Here is a 19,925-nt window from a genome sequence, read left to right as displayed (position 1 = left end):
GTCTCCGTTTTTCCGTATTCGAGCCCGCACCATTGCGGCCTCGATGGCGATCGGTTGGCCGGAGGCGATCGACGGCGCACCCCGAAGGGGCTGGACAGCTAAGGAGGGGTTTCTTGTCCCGCGAGGAATGGCGGCGTAGCCGGCAGGGGAAGAAAGTCTGACGCGGCTGTTGCGTCATAGGCGATCGAGGCGCAGCCGGCCTTCGGCCAGATCAGGCCATTGAAGAGGCCGTTTGGAGCGGTTGAGACACGGGCCAGGAAACGGAGAAGATGGCGGCCACCCTGCATCGGCATACCGGCGCTGATGCGGGACCCCCTGGCGATTGCCCCCTCGTACAGGCAAGTCGCGCTGCATCCTCGCCGTCGCCGCTATCGGAGGGATCGTGACGCCCGGTAGCAGGTCGCGCACGCCGATGCAGTTGCCCCGGAGCGCTTTAGCGGGGTCGTGCGCAGGGTCTAGCGTCGAGTTTCGCTCCACGCTCCAGCCACACGCGCCTCAGACTGCGGAGGCGTTGGCGCCAACGTGATTTTGGTCCGTCGCATCGGCGCTGAATGTGGTCAGGCTCGCGCGAGGCCCGGACCGGATGGGGCGGGGGCCGTCGCCATCCCGGCGACCCGCACGAAGGCGGTAATGCCAACGGCAATCGCGCCGATGATCGAGAAGGCCATCTGCCAACCGTCGGACGGCATGAGGTGTTTGACGATGCCGTGGGTGGCATGGAAGCCGGCGAGCGCGGCCGGGGCAACAAAGGCGATGGCGACAAGCAGCTTCAGCCAGATGGGTCGCACGAACGCGATCATGAGGTTGCCGATGGCAAGAGTGATCGCCGCAGCGACCAAGCCGACAAGAATGGCGCCCACGATGCCGGCGCCGGTGCCGTGCGCCCAAGCGCCGACGGTCACGCCGACGAAGGCCGGCAATGCGAAGACGGCGAGAGTGAACAGCAGCCAGCACAGCGCGGCAATAGCGGCGAGCGAGGCGAGAATTGCGAGAATGATCATGGCGGTGGACTCCGTGACGATTGGTCTGACGGTCGCGCCTTCCACCACCACCACGGCGCATGGCAACTGTAGCCGAAATGCGTCCGCGCCGGGAGCGGAAATCGCTGAGGATCTCCGCCCGGCAGCGGATCGCGCCGGTTACGGGGCGAAGGGGTCGATCTCATGGATGATCTCCGAGGCGTCCCCGTCGTATTCGCTGGCGGGAGCCACCGACACGGTGCCGTCTCCGGCCTGGAAGATGACGATGGCGGCCATCAGGGTTGTGGCGAGGCTGAAGGCGAAGGCGTGAGCGTCGTTGAGGGACATTTGCTTGGCTCCTGCTGGAGCGGGGGACCATCCCCCGCCGACAGGCGCCCGAAGTGTTCGGCCGTGGACTGCAATCACCGCGCAGGCGCAGCCGCAGCGGCGGCATGCTCGCATAGCCGACCCTTTATGGGTTGATGGCGACAAGTCTGCGGCTGAACCAAGGATCAGCGCTGAAAGGCGGGGGTGGTTCTCGTGTAAGGAGACCAACGTTACTGGCCTCGAACCTTACTCTGCTTTGCTCCAGCCAAGTGCCGCTGGACGAGGATCTAAGATATTCTGCCGACGTCAGGCGTGGTGTCGCGAGGGAGGGCCAATGGCGGAGTTCATAGGTAGAGATCTGCATCTCGTGAAGAAGGCTCTCGCGATCGCCGTGTTGGCCATCGAACGTCAGCCGGGTCCCTTTCAGTCTTCCTCCGACCAGGCGGATATGAAGACGCTGCTCGATGCGCTGATCGAGAGCGATACTGAGCTCGCGCACTATGCGCGATCCGCCCGGATAGCAGTGACAGGCAAGCCGGACTGAAAGCGGCTTTGCGAGAATACGCCAACGCGCTTCTGCGGGATGGCATCAATGCAGAGAAACGTAAGGGCGGCGCTTAAGCGCCGCCGAATTTCCAGACTGGGATGCCGAGCTTCTTCGCCTTGTCGGCGAGGTTGTCCTGAATGCCGGTGCCCGGGAAGTGCATGACCCCGATCGGCAGGACGTCGAGCATCTGATCATTGCGTTTGAACGGAGCGGCCTTGGCGTGTTTGGTCCAGTCTGGAGCAAATCCGACCTGCGGCACCTTGCGATGGTCGGCCCAGCGGGAGGCGATCTTCTCGGCGCCCTTCGGTGACTTGCCGTGGATCAGCACCATGTCGGGATGCTTGGCGTGGACCTGGTCGAGCTTGGCCCAGATCAGCGTGTGATCGTTGAAATCGAGCCCACCGGTGACGGCGATCTTAGGACCGGCCGGAAGCAGAACCTCGTTGTCGGCACGCTTCTTCGCGGCGAGGAAGTCGCGGCTGTCGATCATTGCCGAGGTAAGGTTGCGATGGTTGACCATCGATCCGCTGCGGGGACGCCAGGGTGAGCCGGTGTGCCGTTCGTAGTGCTCCGCGGCCTGGTCGCGCATCAGCTCGAAGGCATTGCGACGTTCGATCATCGTCTGCCCTTCGGCCGTCAGGCGCTCCAGCTCGACGGCCTTCACCTCGGAGCCATCCTGTTCGCGTTGCCCACGGCGCTGCGCCTGCTCATTGTCGTCCAGCTCGCGTTCGATCCGGTCGGTGGCGCGGTGGAAGACGTTGACGGTCGACCAGAGGAGGTCGTCGAGGTCGGGCTCGAGGCGGGTGTCTTCCAGGGTGACGATCAGGGCGTCGAAGACATCGGCGATGGCGCCGGCGACGTGGTTTCCTTCGGGCAGCGGCCTTCCGTCGGGTTCGTCCGCGAAGGGACGGTAGCCATAAAGCTGAAGCTCGGAGAGAACGTGGTCGGTGGGGGATGATTCGTGATGCGGCTCGTAGCTGTCGTCGTGCTCGCTCATCGGGATGCTCCTTCGTCGGTGTGACCGCGACCCTCGCGGCCTTCTGGCGACGAAAGCCGGCAGGCGGTCCGGACCTGCACCCGGAGCGAAGCGAGAGGGCCGGAGCGCAGCGGAGGACGGCGGAGGCCGGCTATTTTGTTTCGCGATGGAAAGGCCCGAAGGGGCGCCGGAAAATAGTCGGGCGCCGACGTTGTCGGTCCGGGCCGTTTGCTGGCCGATCGCCCTCTCGAAGGCCGGGTTGCGGCTCTCCCCGACACCTGGGAGCATCCGAGCGAGTGCTAAGCGACGGCGTTGCCGCCACCAGCATTCTCCTTGCGGGCTATGCCGCCAGTGCCATGAAGCGTGCGACGTCATGGGGAGCGATCTGTACCCGCGCCGCTGCCCGCAGGCTTTCCAGTCCAACCAGGCGGAGATCCTCGTTGAAGTCGCCCAGCCTCGGAGACACGACGATCGCCTCGATCCCGGCCGCGTTCGCCCGTTCGATCAGCGTCGCCATCGCACCGTCGCCAGCCGGGTCGTTGTCACGCGCGATATAGAGCCTGCGCAGTGTTTCGGGGAACAGGATGGCGGAGAGATGCGCTGCCGAGAGCGCCGCCGCCATGGCCATTCCGGGCAAGACGCATCGCAGCGACAGCACCGTCTCGATGCCTTCGCCCGCCGCCATGACGTCGCCCGGTACACCGAAGCGGACCGCGTGACCGAGAAGGTCGCCCATCGCTCGCCTCGGTGTGTCGATCGGCGCTTTGTCCGAGCCGTCTGGGGCGAGCCAGGTGCGATGCGCGCCAGTGATCCGGCCAGCCAAGTCGGTGACGGACGCAATCATCGCCGGCCAGGTCTCGGTCGGGGAATGCTCGTCAGGGCGATAATAGCAACGGGGGTGGAACCGCAGTGATCCGGTGCCGTGCAAAGCCGTAATCGCACGTTCCCGCAGATACGTTTCCACGACAGTGCCCAAAATCGGCTGCGACATGCCGATGAGCCTTCGCGCCGCTTCGGGCGATCCCGTTGGGGCCGGTAGTCTGCGCTCGTTACCGTGCGGGTGCTCCGGCTCGGGATGTGGCATCGACAGGAAGGTGCGCGCCTCGTCGGCGACATCCTTGAAGTCGATAAGGCCGCAGCTCTCGCGAATGACGTCCAGCAGGTCGCCATGCTCACCGGTCGCGGCATCGGTCCATTTGCCTGCGGCCCCCTTGCCGGTGTCGCCGCCTTTCAGGCGCACGAACATCGAGCGGCCCGGCGTGTTGCGGACATCGCCGACCAGCCAGTAACGGCCCTCGCGATGTCCGGCCGACAGATAATGACGGCAGACCGCCTCGGCCTGTCGGCCGAGACGTTGCGCCAGTTCGGAAGCATCATGACGGACCATCACGCTGCCTCCCGCTCGCCGATGCGCTCGACGGGAAAGCGCTCCAGCACCTTGGCGAGGATCGACGGACCGGAAGCGTCGGTGGGCACGAAAAAGCGCAGCTTCCACGAGATGATCTCGCTGAACAGGCCATAGGCTCGCAGGCGATCGCGCATCGCGTTGGTGAAGCCGGACAGTTCGATGCGGTTGGCGCCCATGACGCGGACGCGGCGGAGTTGCATAGCCTCGGCGAGGTCGAGGATGGTCCGGCCGTCAATCAATGCCGTGAAGGCGTCCTCCGGCGTGAGCGTGTTGGCGCCCGACGCCAATGCGCCCGCCACCCAGGCCGGCGAGACACGACGGCCGATGATGCGCTCGCCTGCATCGGTCTGAAGCCGATAGACACGGGTCGACTCGTTCGGCAGGCGCTTCCAGATCGGCAGCAGCAATCCGGCGACGATGTGGATCGTGCTGTCGGCGAATTCCGGCACCTCGGCTATCTCGGCCGTCCAAGCCTCCATGAAGCCGTTCCGATCGGTTTCCTCCCAATGGCTCTCGTCCATCGAGCGCAGGGTAGCGTGATGCTGTTCCATCGGGCGGATCAGCGCCACGCGCCGTTCGATCTCGCCATCGTCGAGCATGATCGACGATGCCGTAACCTGCACGGCGGCTCGGCCGGAGCGGCCGTTGACCAGCAGCTTCGCGCGTGGGTCTGCGAGAAAATCGAACGCGGCATCGAGTGAGGTCGGCCGGTTGCGTTCGCGCCGGGTGATCGTAAGCAACTGCGTCTCGGCGCCAGCGCCCGGATGGACATGGATGGTGCGACGGTCGGTGACGACAAAGCTCTCGGCCTGGAGCGTCTCCAGCCCAAGGTCATAGACGCCGCTGGCGACGGCGCCCTCGATCTTGGCGTTCAAGAGCTGCTCGAACGCCGTGAACAGGATGCCCTGCAGGTCGATCGTCAGCGCCAGCAACCGGTTGAGGAAGGTGGTGATCGGCGGCAACTCGTCCTTGATGCCGTTGTCGTCCGTCAGCTTCAGCCCGGTGGCGTTTTCGAACATCTGGAGCGAGCAACCCTCGACCTTGCCGCGGACCAACAGGAGATAGAGCTGGCGCAGCGCATCGCGCGCATAGTGCGATTCCAGATTGTCCTCGGGCCGGAAGAGGCCCTGACCGCCGGTCTGGCGCTGGCCGCGCGTGATTGCGCCCAGCGTGTCGAGCCGGCGTGCGATCGTCGAGAGGAAGCGCTTTTCGGCCTTCACGTCGGTGGCGATCGGCCTGAACAGCGGCGGCTGTGCCTGGTTGGTGCGGTTGGTGCGACCAAGTCCCTGGATGGCGGCGTCGGCCTTCCAGCCGGGTTCGAGCAGGTAGTGGACGCGAAGCCGCTGGTTCCGCGCCGACAGGTCGGCGTGATAGCTGCGGCCCGTACCGCCAGCATCCGAGAAGACGAGGATGCGCTTCAGGTCGTCCATGAAGGCTGAGGTTTCCGCCAGATTGGCCGAAGCGGCGCGGTTCTCGACGGCGAGGCGTTCGCCCCTTCGGACAATGCGACGGGACCTGCCGGTGACTTCTGCGACGATATCCGTGCCGAAGCGCTGGACGATCTGGTCGAGCGCGCCCGGGACCGGCGGCAAGCTGGCGAGCGTCTCGATCAGCTCGTCGCGTCGGGCCACGGCCTCCCGGCTCTCGACGGGCTGGCCGTCCCGATAGACCGGCCGCGACGACAGATTGCCCGCGCTATCGGAGAAGGGCTCGTAAAGCTGCACCGGAAAGGAATGGGCGAGGTAATCGAGAACATACTCCCTTGGCGTTATGTCGACGCGGACGTCGTTCCATTCCTCGGTCGGGATCTCGGCCAGGCGGCGTTGCATCAGCGCCTCGCCGGTCGAGACGATCTGGATGACAGCGGCGTGGCCATCGGCGAGATCCTGATCGATCGACCGGATCAGGGTCGGCGTTTTCATGCTGGTGAGGAGATGACCGAAGAACCGCTGCTTGGCGCTTTCGAAGGCCGAGCGGGCAGCGGACTTGGCCTGGCGGTTCAGCGTGCCGCCATCGCCGGTGATGTTGGCGGCTTGCATCGCTGCGTCGAGATTGTTGTGAATGATCGAAAACGCCCCGGCATAGGCATCGTAGATGCGCGTCTGCTCGGGCGTGAGCTGGTGCTCGACCAGTTCATATTCGACGCCGTCGTAGGAGAGGGAGCGAGAGGTGTAGAGGCCGAGTGAGCGAAGATCACGGGCCAGCACTTCCATTGCCGCGACGCCGCCATCCTCAATGGCTTCGACAAAATCGGCCCGCGTGGCGAAGGGGAAATCCTCGCCACCCCAGAGGCCGAGCCGCTGCGCATAGGCAAGATTGTGGACGGTGGTCGCTCCGGTCGCCGAGACATAGACGACACGCGCGTTCGGCAAGGCATGCTGAAGCCGCAGGCCCGCGCGGCCCTGCTGCGAGGCCGAGACGTCGCCGCGTTCGCCCTTGCCGCCGGCGGCGTTCTGCATGGCGTGGCTCTCGTCGAAGATGATCACTCCATCGAAGTCGGAACCCAACCATTCGACGATCTGCTTGACGCGCGAAAGCTTCTCCCCACGGTCGTCGGACCGTAGCGTGGCATAGGTGGTGAATAGGACGCCTTGGCCGAGGGTGATCGGCTTGCCCTGCGGGAAGCGCGACAGCGGCGTCACCAGCAGGCGTTCCATGCCAAGCGCCGACCAGTCGCGCTGCGCGTCCTCCAGCAGCTTGTCGGATTTGGAAATCCAGACCGCTTTACGGCGTCCGCGCATCCAGTTGTCGAGGATGATGCCGGCCGACTGGCGGCCCTTGCCGGCGCCGGTGCCGTCGCCCAGCATGAAGCCGCGGCGGAAGCGGACGGCGTGCTGAGCATCATCCGGCGCGGCCGAGACGAGGTCGAAGGTTTCGTCAACGGTCCAGGCTCCGGCGAGGAATTCGCCATGGGCCTCGCCGGCATAGATCACGGTTTCGAGCTGGGCGTCGGACAGAATGCCGTCGGTGACGATGCTGGCGGGGAGCGTCGGCCGATAGCTTGGCTTCGGCGGTGCGACCGAGGCCATCGCCGCCGACTGGACCAGCTTGGTCGGGTGCGGCTGCGCGCCGGGAATCCGGATCGCCTGAAGCCCGTATTCCTCATAAATGGCGTCGGTCAGCCGGCCACCCTCGGGCGGCGTCCAGTCGACGGTTTCATAGGCGAGTTCGACGCCCTCTGGTTCGGCTATCGCTCGGCTTGGCGATGATGACGTGGCGCGGGCGAGATAGCCGCGCACGGTGCGGGGCGTCGGTGCGATAGACGCGAGCGGCGGCAGCGCGACCGGCAGGCGCGACGGGGCCTGGGTTTCGATCCAGCCGAGCAGCGTCGCCACATCCTGCGCGAGGCCAGCCGATGGCGGAAACGCGGTGGGGTCGTCGGCAGGTGCCTTGTCGATGACGGTCAGGCGGGTCTCGATGGTCGTGCCATGCTTGGCATAGACCGAGCCGTCGATCGCCGCCGTGAACACGACACGTCCGCGCTGCTGCAAGCGGACAAAGGCGTCGCGCCAGGCAGGTAGCTCAGGCGCGAAGCTGGCGCCCGTGATCGTCACGAGCCGTCCGCCATCGGCGAGCCGGGCGAGGGCCGAGGCTACATGGCGATAGGCCGCGTCGGCTACTCGGCCGCTGACATTCGCCATTACAGAAAAGGGCGGGTTCATCAGTACGACGCTTGGCATAGCGGTCGGATCGAGATGGTCATCGATCTGGGCGGCGTCGAACCGCGTGACGGGGATGGCCGGAAAGAGGGAGGAAAGAAGCGCTGCACGGGTTTCGGCCAGCTCGTTGAGCATCAGCGTCGCACCCGCCGTTTCGGCCAGGACCGCGAGCAGCCCGGTTCCCGCCGAGGGCTCCAGCACACGATCGACAGGTGTGATGGCGGCGGCAGCGAGCGCAGCGAGGCCGAGGGGCACCGGCGTCGAGAACTGCTGGAAGGCCTGCGTCTCCTCAGAACGCCGGGTATGTGTCGGCAACAGGCTCCCGATCTTGGCCAGCATCGTGAGGCTGGCGGCCGGAGATCCCGACTTGCGGAAAACCGCCTTTCCGTATTTGCGCAGAAACAGCACCGTCGCCACTTCGCAGGCCTCGTAGGCCGTCTTCCAGTCCCAGGCGCCAGACGTGTCGGAAGCGTCGAACGCTGCCTCCATCGCGCCGCGCAAGGTTGTGGCATCGACGGGCTCGCCCCGCTCAAGATGCGGAAGCAGGTGGTGGGCCGCAGCGAGGATGGCGGCCGGTGCCGGGCTCGCGGCAAGCGGAGACGGCGCGGCCGGAACGGCCGCGGTTGGGGAAGCGATAGGCATGGAGGGCACCTCGGGAGAGCGGGAAACGGAGGAGCCGGCAGGCGCTCTCTCTCGACCGCACCGGCTCAAACCCGTCCCGGCGAACCTCTTCCTCTGAACGACAGGCATGAAAAAAGCGCCTGACCGGAAGGCCAGGCGCTCGGCGGGTCGCAGCGCTCAATCGATCGCCTGGAAGATCTCGGCGGACTCGGGGTGCTCCGCCGCATAGTCGTAAAGGCGGCTGTATCCCTCCGCCATCAGGTCGACGGGATACTGGAAGGAAAGATGGGAGAAGGCGAAGAGCGTGGCGATAATCCCTGCCGCGCCGGCGGACACCTCGCCTTCATAGCCGTTCGTGTCGCAGATGATCTGAAGGCGGGGCTTCGAGGCTGGCGCGAGGTAAAGCGGCTTTCCGTCGTGCTCATAGAAGTCCCAGAGACCGCCTCGATAATCGCGTGGGCTGAGACGCTCCATGTGGTGATAGACCGTCATCTCTCCGATCAGGAGATGCTGGCGGCCGAAGAGGGTCGGAAGGAAATCCATTCGACGAGCATCCGGCACAAGCAGCGCGGAGCGGTCGAGGGAATATTCGGCGTGGGCTGTCGTCTCGGTCATGGGGGGCACCTCGGGAGAGCGGGAAACGGTGGAGCCGGCAGGCGCTCTCTTTCGACCGCACCGGCTCGAACCCGTCCCGGCCTCCTCTCGCTCTGGCGCGCGCGATGACCTTTTGACCGCTTCGTATTCCGAGGTCGGCCGCGCGCCGCTACACTCCTTCATCCAACACATGGCGGGCGGCGGCGTTGACGATCGAGGACGCGCGTCCGCTTCACCGAGCGAGGTCCAGGGAGACGGCGATGAAGGGAAGTGCGATCGGCATTGTGGCGGCGGGGTGCCTGGTGGTGGGGTTCGGCGCGGGATTCTTCGCGCGACCCCTGATTTCGCCGGGCGGATCGTCGGCCGCGGCCGTCGCCGGCGTCGCGCAGCCGAGCGAGGAAGAAGCGATCGCCGCTGTCCGTCGCCACCGGCTGTTCACGGGAACGTCGCTCGCCAATGCGACGCTGAAGCTTGGCGATTGCTCTCCGGGTGCCGTCGGTCCTGGCGTGACGTGCATGACGCAGCTCACGATGGATACAACGCGGGCCAACGCCACACCGCAGAACCGGCCGGTCGGCTTCGCGCGCGTGAACGGCCAGTGGGAAGTCGCGGTCTGGTAGCGGATATCAATCCGCGATCCCGTCACCGCTATTTGGAGGCGTGTAAGCCTCGTATGGATCGCCGTCGGCGAGATGGCCGAACGGGGTGAACACGTAATCACCATCGTCGCGGCCGACCGCGCAGATGACGTAGCGGGTTTCTCCGGTGGCTGTGTCCGCGCATTCCAAAAGTGCCAGATTGCCGTCCGCTGCTGCGCGAAGCAAAGTTTCGAAATTTTCACGCGCATGATCCGGGATGCTCATGACGCGCCTCCCGCAGCGAGGCGGTCGGCGAGCCAGCGGCTGCTGCTCATCCATTCCACGGTCTGCCCGGTCGTCAGGTCAAGGACATGGGCGCCACCGGAGAAGCCGTCGATACGCGGTTCGGAGGCGACGCCCGCCCATTGGAAGCCCCAGCGTCCGGCCAAGCCGAACGCTTCTGCGCACTGCGTCACGAAGGTGATGAGGAGCTGCGGGTCGGCGGTGCCGGGATCACGCATCCAGAGCCGCGTGGCGCCATGTTCCGGCTCGATCGAGAGCAGGAACGGCTCCGCCGGAGGGTCTTCCGTGGCGTTCTGCGCCATCAGCTCGTTGTAGATGTCGAGCGCGCGCGCGGCGTTCTCGATGGTGCCCACGTCCAGCAGGCACGAGAAGCGTGTGAAATAGTCCGCCATGGCGGTCTCCTGAAACGAAAAGAGCCCGGCGTATGGCCGGGCTCGGGGTGGATGTTGGGGTGTGGTTTGGGTCAGTACCCGAACTGCCAGGACGGCCACGGCTGACCGTCGTCGGAGGCGCGGACCGCGTCGTTGAGGTAGGCGCTGTCGCCCTCGACGACGGTGGGACCGCGCACAGGCGTTTCGTCGATCACCGTCACGCGGCAGACGAGGCCATCTTCGACCTCGACGTGAACCGGGACGAGATATTGGAAGACGACGCGGCGCGGCGCGTCGGTGCCGGATGTTTCCATCTAAGGCTCCTTGAGACAAGCAACGGGGAGCGATCAGCGTCGCTCCCCGCCAAGTGGCCTATTCGGCAGCGATCAGGTCGGACGCATCCTCGTCGGCTTCGATCACCTCGTCATCGTCACCAGCGAGGAAGTCCGGCAGCGCCTCGGCGTCACCGGCGTCGCCGCCCTCAGGCTGATCGGCAACATCAGCGAGCCGCAGCGGCTCGGGCAGCCAGCCACTATCGGCCAGGAGCCGTTCGGCCTCCTTGGCCATATCGCCCTTCTTCAGGTGGTCGATGAGTTGGGCGGCCTGTTCGCCCTTCGCCTCGCGGACTGCTTCGAGGATGCGCGGCTTGGTTACGCGATTGAGGTAGTTGCCGAAGGTCGGACGCCAGCCGGCCTCCACCATGTCCAGCCCGGTCGCGCGCGTCAGGCGGTCGGCCTGGGTGAGCCGCATGTCGAGCGTATGCTGCGACACGCCGCTGGAGCTGTGCGGATTCGGCCGCTCGTAAAGGGCGTTGACGCCGTAGCTGACGCAGTGGGCCAGCAGCGCCATGCGGCTGGTGTCGTCCAGGCCAGCCAGCCAATCCCAAAGCGCATCGTCGTCTTTCGGGATGTCGCTCGCCCAGGCGTCGTGCCGCTCCTGCACCGCACGGGCGGGAGGGCTGTCGGCGAGACTCTCGTCCTGCGCGGGGAAGTAGATGTGCTTCACGCCCGCTTCCATGACGCCGTTATACATGCGGGTCATGAACCGGTCCGAGACGAACTTGTGCAGCAGCGCCGTCATGGCGACATGCGGGTTGTTCGCGACGGCGTCGCGAAGCGCGAGCGTGCGGTAGGCGGTCAACTCGATGACCAGGCGCTCGGGCAGCGGCTTGATGGCGTCGTCTTCGTCGTCATCTTCAGTCTCGGTGGGCTGGCCGCCGATGGTAATGACGGCGCGCTGGACCGTCTGGCCGGCGGTTGCGCCCGATACGCTATCGGTCTCCGAGCCGCTGTCGCCGTCGCCGTTGCCGTCGACCGGGATAACTGGAACGTCCTCGGGGCGGACAAAACCGCGATCCACCGTCAGCGAGCCGTTGGCGTCGATGCTGACAAACACGCCGGCGATGGCGATGTCAGCCAGCTCGTAGTGAACCGGACGATCCTCGAAGCTCGCGAGCGCGGTCTCGATTTCGCCCAGACGCTGATCCACCTCATCCGGCAGCTCGTCGGCGTCCTGATACTCGGCTTCCAGCTTCGCCATTTCGGCGTTCAGCGCGTCAATGGTCGCCTGCTCTTCGGGCGAGAGGTCGAGCGGCGTGCCGGTGATCTCCTGCAGGCCGCGTGCCGCATCGTACGGGAAGCTCACGGCCACTTCGATCCACTTCCACCCTTCGGCCGCGATCGTCTCGGCTTCGGCCTTCAGCTTCTCGCCAACGAGGCTGTCGAGGAGGCCCGCGTCCTGAAGCCATCCGCCGTCGTCGGACTGGAACAGGTCGCGCATGACGGTGCCGCCCGCCGCTTCATAGGCCTCGATGCCGACGAAGATGGCACGCTTGTCGGAAGCGCGCACCGTCGTCTCGGTCAGCATACGCCGGATCTGGTAGGGTTCCTTGGACCAGGCGTCCTTGATCGTGTCCCAGACCTGCTGCTGGCGCGCATGGTCTTCGGAGACCGTGAACGCCATGAGCTGCTCCAGCGTCATGCCGTCGTCGGCATAGACGTCGAGGAGCGCCTGCGAGACCGAGGCAAGTCGCAGCCGCTGCTTGACCATGTTGACGGGCACGAAGAACGCCGCGGCGATTTCCTCCTCGGTCATATGCTTGGCGCGCATGTCCTGAAAGGCGCGGAACTGATCGAGGGGATGGAGCGGAGCACGCTCGATATTCTCTGCGAGCGAGACCTCTTCGGCGAGGATCTCACTGTCATTGTCGCGTACGATGCAGGGCACCGGTGCGATCTTGGCGAGGCGCTTCTGCTTCACCAGCAGTTCGAGGGCGCGGAAGCGACGGCCACCGGCCGGAACCTCGAACATGCCGGTCTCAACACCTTCCGCGTCGATGACGGGCTGGACGCTGAGGCTCTGGATCAGGCCGCGACGGGCGATCGAGGCCGCCAGGTCTTCGATCGAGACGCCGGCCTTCACGCGCCGGACGTTGGACTGGGACAGAACCAGTTTGTTGAAGGGGATGTCGCGCGAGGACGACAGGGTGATCTTCTGAACGGCAGTAGCCATCGGGGTAGTCTCCGCGACGGGCGCCGAGAGACTCTCTCTCAGCCCTAAACCCGTCACGAAGCGAAGCGCCGCCCTCTTCCTCTAAAGGGGGCAGCGCCGGGGACCGGAATTGAGGACACGCGGAAGCGCAAAGCCGGAGACACGGAAATCCGCATCTCCCGCTTTGCGGATGTCAGGCGGCTCGATCGAGCAGCTTCTTCGCCTTAGCCTCCATGTCGAGGCGAGCGTCCTGATGGGGCTTGTCGCGTGCGACGGCGGTGATGCCCTGCACAAAATCGAAGATGGTCTCGGGCGGCCGCCCTTCTTCGGCCAGCACCGTGTCGATAATCTTGCCGGTCTCGGCCTTCGAGAAGCCGCGGCGGCGCAGGAAGTCGATACGATCCTCGTCGGTGCGCGCCACGATTCGCTCGCGGGCCATCTTGATGCCGTTGACGAAAGGCAGGGCTGAGGAATTGGCGAAGTTCGCCAGCGCCGGCGCCGCCTCATGGGCGAAGCGGTTGGCGGCATACTTGGAGTGGCGAATGGTGATCTCCTCGAAATCCTCCACACCCCAGAGATTCCGGTTCTGGCAGACCGCGCGCAGATAGAAGCTCGCCATGCCGAGCGTCTTGGCGCCGACCTCTGAGTTCCAGCAGTAGAAGCCCCGGAAATAGAGATCCGGCGAGCCGTCCGGCAGCCGGCCGGCCTCGATCGGGTTCAAATCGTCGACGAGGAAGAGGAAGACGTCGCGATCCGAGGCGTAGAGCGTCGTTGTGTCCTTGGTGATGTCGACACGCGGATTGTAGATGCCGGTCGACCAGTCGAGCACGCCGGGCACTTTCCAGCGCGTGTCGCCGGTGCCATTGCCGGCGATGCGCTGCACTGCCTCGACCAGCTCGTAGTCGTAGATACGGCCATAGTCCGGGCCGGTGACGGCGCGCAGTTCGACGCGGCCGTTGTCGGCCTCGAGTGTCTTGATCTGCTCCGCCCGATTGGACGTCAGGCCATATTGCAGGTTGATCGCGGCAAGCGGCGCCGGGAGCTGGCGCAGATAGGCTGCCGGCGCGCCGACCAGGCTGGCCAGTTGGCCGAAGCTCCAATGGGTGGGGGCGATGGGCGTATCCGTGCCTGGCAGGATGAGCGCCAGCCGCTCCGGGTCGCTGCGGTTCGCTTCAACGTGGATGAGAGCGCTCTCCACCATGCGCGTCCGGCTGCGGTCGGCGCGGTCGCGAACGGAGTGCGCGAGTTCGGACAACGACAGATACCGTTCGTCTGCCGGCCGGGAAAACCATTCCGACGAAACGCGGCCGATCCGCTCGCCGCGGCCGACATCGACCTTGTAACCGCCACTGGCGTCGCGGCGCGCATCGAGAACTGAAAGCTGGGTCATGGGACCAATCTCCATGACGGGCGCCAGAGACCTCTTCTCCAGCCCTCAACCCGTCACGGAAAATCCCTCAGCACTCTCGCTCTCAGGGGGCGTTGCGGGGTCTCCCCGCAGAAGGGGTAGGCCGAGACCTTGGGCTCGGCCGCAGGGGAAGGCTTTCCCCCTTAGAGGCGATATGCATTATCAGAACCGCGATACAACCGAGGGGCTCCATCCAAGACGGGAGGAGATGAGCGTGTGTGCAACGATTACAGGTTAACTGTCGATGTTGCGTCGATCATTGAGGAGTTCGCTGATCTGAAGATCAAGATTGTCTTCAGCGAAGGCGCGCCGAACATCGAAGCGCGGCAGGACATCAAGATTACCGACGTCGCGCCGATCGTCAGGACCATAGAGGGTTCCCGCAATCAGGGCGATCTGGTCCAGCGGCGGTGGAGCTGGCCCGGGCCGAACAAGCGACCGGTCTATAACTTCCGTTCGGACGGGCGTGAGCTTGTGTCAGGCCGCTGTTTGATCGTCGCCGACGGATTTTACGAGTTCACCGCGCCGGCCGATCCAAAGAAGAAGCGCAAGGACAAGTGGCTTTTCACGATGCGGGACAATCCGATTTTCTGTGTGGCCGGAATCTGGCGGGAGACCAAGGACGTCGGGCAGGCCTTCACAATGCTCACCATGGAGCCGGGTCCCGACATAGCGCCGTATCATGATCGGCAGATTGTCATTGTCGAGCGTGATGCCTGGGCCGACTGGCTCGATCCGTCGGTTTCAGCGCAATCAATCATTCGGCCGCTGCCGGCAGGATCACTCCTTGTCGAGCAGGTCGGCTGATGCGGTTCACCTTCCCCATAGCCATGCCGTCTCGGGCGGTCGCGTCGTTGTCAAAGACGACGGCAACGGCGGCCCAAGCGGCTTAGTCGAGGTTGGCGACGGGGCGACGGTGACGTCACCCACCTTTCATTCCGGCCCATCGAACCGAGAGAGGCACGGAGGTTGCGGCCCGGAATGGGATCGTTGTCCAGCGCAAGAGCGGCGAGTGGCGGTCGCGGCCAGCGTCGTGAACGTTACCGTTACCGGAAATCCCGTGTCTTCACCTTGATCGAGTCAATGTGTAAGTCGCGGATATAGATGTCGCGCGTCCTTAGCCCCGCGGGCGCCAGGCCCCGCGGGTCGGGCGTTGGCGAGCCTCGGGAGAATTCGTCGCCGCGTCCATGTCGCAGCGGGAAGGCAGCGTCGCATTCACCAACACTCGCCAACTCGCCGGAAAGGTCCGTCAGCCGCTGGGCGACAAGATGGACCACTTCGCCCTCGCGCTGGACGCGGCCGCGCACTGCGATCATGCCGGCCGACAGGATCGTGCGCCGGTTTTGCTCGAAGACCTTGGGCCACACCACGAGATTGGCGATCCCGCTTTCGTCTTCAAGCGTGATGAACATGACGCCCTTTGCGCTGCCGGGCCGCTGTCGAACCAGCACAATGCCGGCCGCCTCCAGCCATCGACCGTCTTTGGCGTCCATCGCCTCCTGGCAAGTGACCATTCGACGGCGGCGCAGGTCCTGACGGAGGAACGAGACCGGATGGTCCCGCAGTGACAGGCTGACATGCCGGTAGTCTTCGACCACCTCGCCACCCGCTGTCATGGGGCGGAGGAGGACGGTCGGCTCGGCGACCTCGGGCACGATATCAGACTCACGGGCCGACGCAGCGGCAAAAAGCGGGAGTGGCTCGTCGCGCAACGCCTTGATCGCCCACAAGGCTTCACGACGTGCGAGACCGAAGGGCGGACGAAACCCGTCCGCCTCGGCGATCTGCGTGAGCGCCGCGACGGGCGCACCGGCCCGGCGCCAGAGGTCGTCTATGGAGGCGAAGGGCTGCTCCGCCCGCGCCGCGACGATTGCCGCGCCATGGGCGTTGGCCAGACCTTTGACCATTCGCAGACCCAGACGAACGGCGAGCCGCTCCTCGCTGCCGGTGGGCTCAAGGGTGCAGTCCCATCGCGAAGCGTTGGCGCAGACCGGGCGGATCTCGACGCCATGATCGCGCGCATCGCGAACAATCTGTGCCGGCGCATAGAAGCCCATGGGCTGGCTGTTCAGCAACGCGGCGCAGAAGATTTCCGGGTGCCAGCATTTAAGCCAGGCCGAGGCGTAGGCGATCAGTGCAAAAGAGGCTGCGTGGCTTTCCGGAAATCCGTAACTGCCGAAGCCTTCAAGCTGCTTGAAGGTCTGCTCGGCAAACGCCTGCTCGTAGCCGTTGGAGACCATGCCGGCGATCAGCTTGTCGCGGAAATGCGAAACGCCGCCCGTGAACTTGAAAGTGGCCATCGACTTGCGGAGCATGTCGGCCTCGCCGGGGGTGAAGCCGGCGCATTCGATCGCGACACGCATCGCCTGCTCTTGAAAAAGCGGCACGCCGAGAGTCTTGCCGAGCACCTTCTCCAGCTCGGGCTTCGGGTAGTGGACGGGCTCAAGGCCCTCCCGGCGACGAAGATAGGGATGCACCATGTCGCCCTGGATCGGACCTGGTCGGACGATCGCGACCTGCACGACGAGATCGTAATAAGTGCGTGGCTTGAGCCGCGGCAGCATCGACATCTGGGCCCGGCTCTCGATCTGGAAAGTGCCGAGCGTGTCCGCCTTTCGTATCATCGCGTAGGTGCGCGGGTCCTCGGCCGGGATGGAGGCGAGGTCGAGATTGACACCCTTGTGCTCGGCCAGAAGATCCAGCCCCTTCTTCATGCAGGTCAGCATCCCGAGCGCCAGGACGTCGACCTTCATGAACTTGAGCGCGTCGATATCGTCTTTGTCCCACTCGATGACCTGCCGGTCCTTCATCGCAGCGGGCTCGATCGGGACCAGATCGTCGAGCCTGTCATGGGTTAGGACGAAGCCGCCTGGATGCTGGCTGAGATGGCGTGGCGCGCCCATGAGCTGTCGCGCGAGATCGAGGGTCAGGCGAAGGCGGCGGTCGGCGAGATTGAGGTTCAGCTCCTCAACATGCTTTGGCTCGACGCCTTCCTCGGACCAGGCCCAGACCTGCGACGACAAGGTGCCGATCAGGTCTTCGGGCAGGCCGAGCGCCTTGCCGACATCACGCAGCGCGCCCTTGGTGCGGTAGCGAATGACGGTGGAGCAGAGCGCGGCGTGGTCACGGCCGTAGGTGTCGAACACCCACTGCATGACGATCTCGCGCCGCTCGTGCTCGAAATCGACGTCGATATCGGGCGGCTCTCGGCGTTCCTCGGACACGAAGCGCTCGAAGAGCAGGTCATTGCGACCAGGATCGATCGACGTGATGCCGAGGACGTAGCAGACAGCCGAATTGGCGGCCGAGCCGCGACCCTGGCAGAGGATGTCTTTCGATCGGGCGAAGCGAACGATCGAATTCACTGTCAGGAAGTAGGGCGCGTAATCCAGCTTCTCGATCAGCCGCAGCTCATGCTGGAGCGCGGCGGTCACGCTGTCGGGCACGCCCTCGGGATAGCGCTCCGATGCGCCTGCCCAGGTCAGCCTCGCCAGCGCTTCTTGCGGCGAGAGCGCCGGATCGTCACGCTCCTCCGGATATTGATAGGCAAGCTCGTCGAGGCTGAAGCGGCAGCGATCAGCGATCTGGATAGAGCGAGCAAGCGCTTCCGGATAGCGGCTGAACAGCCGGTGCATCTCGTCCGGCGGCTTGATGTAGCGGTCGGCGTGACGTTCGCGTCGATCGCCGAGGGCGTCGATCGTGACGTTGTGGCGGATGCAGGTCACGACGTCTTGCAGAACGCGGCGACCCGGCTCGTGAAAGAGGATGTCGTTCGTCACCACCGTGGGCACGCGCATTTGCGCGGCGAGGTTCGACACCTCGTGAAGGCGAAGCTGGTCATTGGGGCGACGGTGTAGCGTGAGGGCGACGTAGGCGCGGTCACCGAACGCGTCGCGAAGCCGGCGCAATCTGAAGCCGCACTCGTCATCGGCGAGGTCGGGCACGAGGACGGCGACCAGGCCATCGCCATAGGCTACGAGGTCCGGCCATTCGAGAATGCATTTGGCCTTGCCGCCGCGACCCTTGCCGAGCGAGAGCAGACGGCAGAGGCGCGAATAGGCGGGGCGGTCGGTCGGATAGACCAGCACCGACATGCCGTCGGCGAGGTCGAGGCGGCATCCGACGATCAGGCGCACGCCGGTCGTCTTCGCGACCTCATGGGCGCGCACGATGCCGGCGAGGGAGTTGCGGTCAACGACGGCCACCGCCTCGATCCCGGCAAGCGCCGCCTGGGCGAACAGCTCCTCGCAGGACGACGCGCCGCGCAGGAAGCTGAAATGCGAGGTGACCTGAAGCTCGACGTAGCGGGGCTCGCTCATCCGAAGACCCCATGGATGAACCATCGGTGCGAGCCCGTGGCGGTGTCCTCGCCATCGCCAGCGCGGTAGAGCCAGTAGCGCTCGCCAGCGTCGTCCTCGACCCGAAAATAGTCGCGCACGGCGACCAGCTCGGCGTCGCGCTTCCACCATTCGCCGAAGACGCGCTCCGGGCCGTCGCCGCGACGCAGGCGCCGGCGCACGCCGCGCCAGGTGAAGGAGACCGGCGGATGGTCGGGCAACAGCGCCACCGTCTCGACCAACTCGGGTTGAGGCAGAAGGCGTGAGGGCCTCGGCCAATGGCCGGGCCAGCTCGCCCCCGTGTCGGCCGCCATCGCCGGGATGCGGCAGACGGATCGCTCGGGAACGTCGCTTGCGACGGGAGCAAGTCGATAAAGGGCGCGCTCTCCCACCCGGTTCATCAACGTGTCGATGAGATCGGAGACGTCCGGCGTGCTTTCCTCGATGAGGGAATTGACGATCTGCCTGCGCTCAAGCGGCTCGGCGACGCTCGCGGCGAGCGTCATCACCTCGATGCCAAAGCCGGGTTCGATGGTCTCGATCTTGTCGCAGAGCAGACGCGTCAGGCGCTTAACGTCGCGGACCGGCGTTGCCATGCCGACCCTGACGGCTTGGGCGCGGCTGTCGACGCCGTGGCAGATGAGGTCAAGTCTGCGAGCGCCCAAGCCGCCGGCCTCGAGACGCTCGCAGAGCTGGCCGACGAGCTTGGCGATATACCGGGCTATGGTCTCAGCCGCGGCAATCGGCTCGGCGAAGGCGCGGCGCACTTCGATGAGATCGACCGGCCGGACCGGCTCGATCGGCTCGGCCGCCTGGCCGAGGGCTTGATCGATGCGGCGGCCAAGTTCGGGGCCGAAGCGCAAGGTGAGCGGCGCCCGAGGCTGCGCGAGAAGATCGCCCACCGTATCGAAACCGAGCGTCCGCAGCGCGGCGACGGTAGACGCGGCGATGCGTAGCGCCGCGAGCGGCAAAGGCTCCATTATGGATGCGCCGTGTCGGTCCGGTGCGATCTGCGGGGCATAGCGGGCCAGAGCGTGCGCAGCGCCCCAGGTGTTGGCGATCGCGCCCCGAGCCGCGATCCCGGACATGGCAAGCCGGCCGATGAGGCCGTCCAGCATTGCACTTTCGCCGCCATGGAGATGATCGGCGCCAGTCGAGTCGATGATGATCCCGTCCGGCGGATCGGGAGCGACGACGGGAGCGTATCGGAGGAGCCAGGTCGCGAGCCGGTCGAGCGCCTCGGCGTCGCCTGCCGGGTTGGCGTCCTGCACGATGAGACCGGGCGCCAGGACCTGCGCCTTGGTGACGGGCATGCCGACGCGCAGGCCCGCAGCGTGGGCGGCGGCG

16 protein-coding genes are annotated in these 19,925 nt (G+C 65.6%); 3 read left to right on the top strand and 13 right to left on the bottom strand.

The genetic code is table 11. The annotated features are described in order from the left end of the window. Nucleotides 1-557: 557 nt before the first annotated feature. Nucleotides 558-1,001, bottom strand: coding sequence for a hypothetical protein (locus tag RT567_RS00920; protein WP_037520530.1), 444 nt, complete (start codon nucleotides 999-1,001; stop codon nucleotides 558-560). A gap of 138 nt (nucleotides 1,002-1,139) precedes the next feature. Beyond that, nucleotides 1,140-1,307 carry a hypothetical protein gene (locus RT567_RS00915; RefSeq protein ID WP_164546176.1) on the bottom strand — a complete coding sequence of 56 codons (168 nt, stop codon included), beginning with the start codon at nucleotides 1,305-1,307 and terminating at the stop codon, nucleotides 1,140-1,142. Nucleotides 1,308-1,620: 313 nt separating this feature from the next. Here RT567_RS00915 and RT567_RS00910 point away from each other — a divergent pair, with 313 nt between their 5' ends. Continuing rightward, nucleotides 1,621-1,830 (top strand): hypothetical protein, encoded by a 210-nt coding sequence (locus RT567_RS00910; protein ID WP_125999898.1) that lies wholly within the window; start codon nucleotides 1,621-1,623, stop codon nucleotides 1,828-1,830. A gap of 73 nt (nucleotides 1,831-1,903) precedes the next feature. Here RT567_RS00910 and RT567_RS00905 read toward each other — a convergent pair whose 3' ends face one another. The 4 genes from RT567_RS00905 to RT567_RS00890 all read right to left on the bottom strand — a co-directional run bounded on the left by RT567_RS00905 (nucleotide 1,904) and on the right by RT567_RS00890 (nucleotide 9,112). Beyond that, complete coding sequence (locus tag RT567_RS00905) at nucleotides 1,904-2,830, bottom strand: DUF2493 domain-containing protein (RefSeq protein WP_037520527.1); 927 nt, start codon at nucleotides 2,828-2,830, stop codon at nucleotides 1,904-1,906. A 319-nt stretch (nucleotides 2,831-3,149) separates the two neighbouring features. Continuing rightward, entirely contained in the window at nucleotides 3,150-4,196 is a 1,047-nt protein-coding gene (locus RT567_RS00900) for a toprim domain-containing protein (RefSeq protein ID WP_125999897.1), read from the bottom strand. Next, complete coding sequence (locus RT567_RS00895) at nucleotides 4,196-8,518, bottom strand: strawberry notch-like NTP hydrolase domain-containing protein (RefSeq protein WP_288077399.1); 4,323 nt, start codon at nucleotides 8,516-8,518, stop codon at nucleotides 4,196-4,198. Before RT567_RS00895 ends, RT567_RS00900 begins: the two co-directional genes overlap by 1 nt. Before the next feature lie 156 nt (nucleotides 8,519-8,674). Further along, entirely contained in the window at nucleotides 8,675-9,112 is a 438-nt protein-coding gene (locus RT567_RS00890; RefSeq protein ID WP_125999894.1) for an antirestriction protein, read from the bottom strand. A gap of 239 nt (nucleotides 9,113-9,351) precedes the next feature. On the opposite strand from RT567_RS00890, the gene RT567_RS00885 reads away from it, so the two are divergent. After that, on the top strand, nucleotides 9,352-9,711 hold the full coding sequence (locus RT567_RS00885; RefSeq protein ID WP_206435108.1) for a hypothetical protein: 360 nt from the start codon (nucleotides 9,352-9,354) through the stop codon (nucleotides 9,709-9,711). A 6-nt stretch (nucleotides 9,712-9,717) separates the two neighbouring features. On the opposite strand, the gene RT567_RS00880 is transcribed toward RT567_RS00885, so the two are convergent. From RT567_RS00880 to RT567_RS00860, 5 genes are all read right to left on the bottom strand, one after another. Continuing rightward, nucleotides 9,718-9,954 (bottom strand): DUF6117 family protein, encoded by a 237-nt coding sequence (locus RT567_RS00880; RefSeq protein ID WP_125999893.1) that lies wholly within the window; start codon nucleotides 9,952-9,954, stop codon nucleotides 9,718-9,720. After that, nucleotides 9,951-10,364, bottom strand: coding sequence for a hypothetical protein (locus tag RT567_RS00875; RefSeq protein ID WP_125999892.1), 414 nt, complete (start codon nucleotides 10,362-10,364; stop codon nucleotides 9,951-9,953). The genes RT567_RS00880 and RT567_RS00875 overlap by 4 nt, the downstream gene beginning before the upstream one ends. Before the next feature lie 71 nt (nucleotides 10,365-10,435). Beyond that, nucleotides 10,436-10,657 (bottom strand): hypothetical protein, encoded by a 222-nt coding sequence (locus tag RT567_RS00870; RefSeq protein WP_125999891.1) that lies wholly within the window; start codon nucleotides 10,655-10,657, stop codon nucleotides 10,436-10,438. Nucleotides 10,658-10,715: 58 nt separating this feature from the next. Continuing rightward, complete coding sequence (locus tag RT567_RS00865) at nucleotides 10,716-12,854, bottom strand: ParB/RepB/Spo0J family partition protein (RefSeq protein ID WP_288077403.1); 2,139 nt, start codon at nucleotides 12,852-12,854, stop codon at nucleotides 10,716-10,718. A 172-nt stretch (nucleotides 12,855-13,026) separates the two neighbouring features. Beyond that, on the bottom strand, nucleotides 13,027-14,223 hold the full coding sequence (locus tag RT567_RS00860; protein WP_125999585.1) for a DUF932 domain-containing protein: 1,197 nt from the start codon (nucleotides 14,221-14,223) through the stop codon (nucleotides 13,027-13,029). Nucleotides 14,224-14,457: 234 nt separating this feature from the next. Here RT567_RS00860 and RT567_RS00855 point away from each other — a divergent pair, with 234 nt between their 5' ends. After that, complete coding sequence (locus RT567_RS00855; RefSeq protein WP_125999586.1) at nucleotides 14,458-15,048, top strand: SOS response-associated peptidase; 591 nt, start codon at nucleotides 14,458-14,460, stop codon at nucleotides 15,046-15,048. 239 nt (nucleotides 15,049-15,287) lie between these two features. Here the strand turns inward: RT567_RS00855 and RT567_RS00850 are convergent, their stop codons facing one another. Together RT567_RS00850 and RT567_RS00845 are read right to left on the bottom strand one after the other, a co-directional pair. Beyond that, complete coding sequence (locus RT567_RS00850) at nucleotides 15,288-18,560, bottom strand: error-prone DNA polymerase (protein WP_125999587.1); 3,273 nt, start codon at nucleotides 18,558-18,560, stop codon at nucleotides 15,288-15,290. Continuing rightward, a partial coding sequence (locus tag RT567_RS00845) for a DNA polymerase Y family protein (protein ID WP_313573674.1) occupies nucleotides 18,557-19,925 on the bottom strand: 1,369 nt, incomplete at its 5' end. The genes RT567_RS00850 and RT567_RS00845, both read right to left, overlap by 4 nt.

The organism is Brevundimonas sp., from assembly GCF_032107865.1.
Taxonomy (GTDB): domain Bacteria; phylum Pseudomonadota; class Alphaproteobacteria; order Caulobacterales; family Caulobacteraceae; genus Brevundimonas.
Note: the sequence above shows the minus strand (reverse complement) of the source record. Positions and strands in the feature narration are given on the sequence as shown.

What these genes read in the sequence shown, in the direction of transcription:
- RT567_RS00885 (WP_206435108.1), top strand. Translation starts at nt 9,352, where the DNA reads ATGAAGGGAAGTGCGATCGGCATTGTGGCGGCGGGGTGCCTGGTGGTG.
- RT567_RS00905 (WP_037520527.1), bottom strand. Translation starts at nt 2,830, where the DNA reads ATGAGCGAGCACGACGACAGCTACGAGCCGCATCACGAATCATCCCCC.
- RT567_RS00870 (WP_125999891.1), bottom strand. Translation starts at nt 10,657, where the DNA reads ATGGAAACATCCGGCACCGACGCGCCGCGCCGCGTCGTCTTCCAATAT.
- RT567_RS00890 (WP_125999894.1), bottom strand. Translation starts at nt 9,112, where the DNA reads ATGACCGAGACGACAGCCCACGCCGAATATTCCCTCGACCGCTCCGCG.
- RT567_RS00915 (WP_164546176.1), bottom strand. Translation starts at nt 1,307, where the DNA reads ATGTCCCTCAACGACGCTCACGCCTTCGCCTTCAGCCTCGCCACAACC.
- RT567_RS00920 (WP_037520530.1), bottom strand. Translation starts at nt 1,001, where the DNA reads ATGATCATTCTCGCAATTCTCGCCTCGCTCGCCGCTATTGCCGCGCTG.
- RT567_RS00860 (WP_125999585.1), bottom strand. Translation starts at nt 14,223, where the DNA reads ATGACCCAGCTTTCAGTTCTCGATGCGCGCCGCGACGCCAGTGGCGGT.
- RT567_RS00910 (WP_125999898.1), top strand. Translation starts at nt 1,621, where the DNA reads ATGGCGGAGTTCATAGGTAGAGATCTGCATCTCGTGAAGAAGGCTCTC.
- RT567_RS00900 (WP_125999897.1), bottom strand. Translation starts at nt 4,196, where the DNA reads ATGGTCCGTCATGATGCTTCCGAACTGGCGCAACGTCTCGGCCGACAG.
- RT567_RS00895 (WP_288077399.1), bottom strand. Translation starts at nt 8,518, where the DNA reads ATGCCTATCGCTTCCCCAACCGCGGCCGTTCCGGCCGCGCCGTCTCCG.
- RT567_RS00880 (WP_125999893.1), bottom strand. Translation starts at nt 9,954, where the DNA reads ATGAGCATCCCGGATCATGCGCGTGAAAATTTCGAAACTTTGCTTCGC.
- RT567_RS00865 (WP_288077403.1), bottom strand. Translation starts at nt 12,854, where the DNA reads ATGGCTACTGCCGTTCAGAAGATCACCCTGTCGTCCTCGCGCGACATC.
- RT567_RS00850 (WP_125999587.1), bottom strand. Translation starts at nt 18,560, where the DNA reads ATGAGCGAGCCCCGCTACGTCGAGCTTCAGGTCACCTCGCATTTCAGC.
- RT567_RS00875 (WP_125999892.1), bottom strand. Translation starts at nt 10,364, where the DNA reads ATGGCGGACTATTTCACACGCTTCTCGTGCCTGCTGGACGTGGGCACC.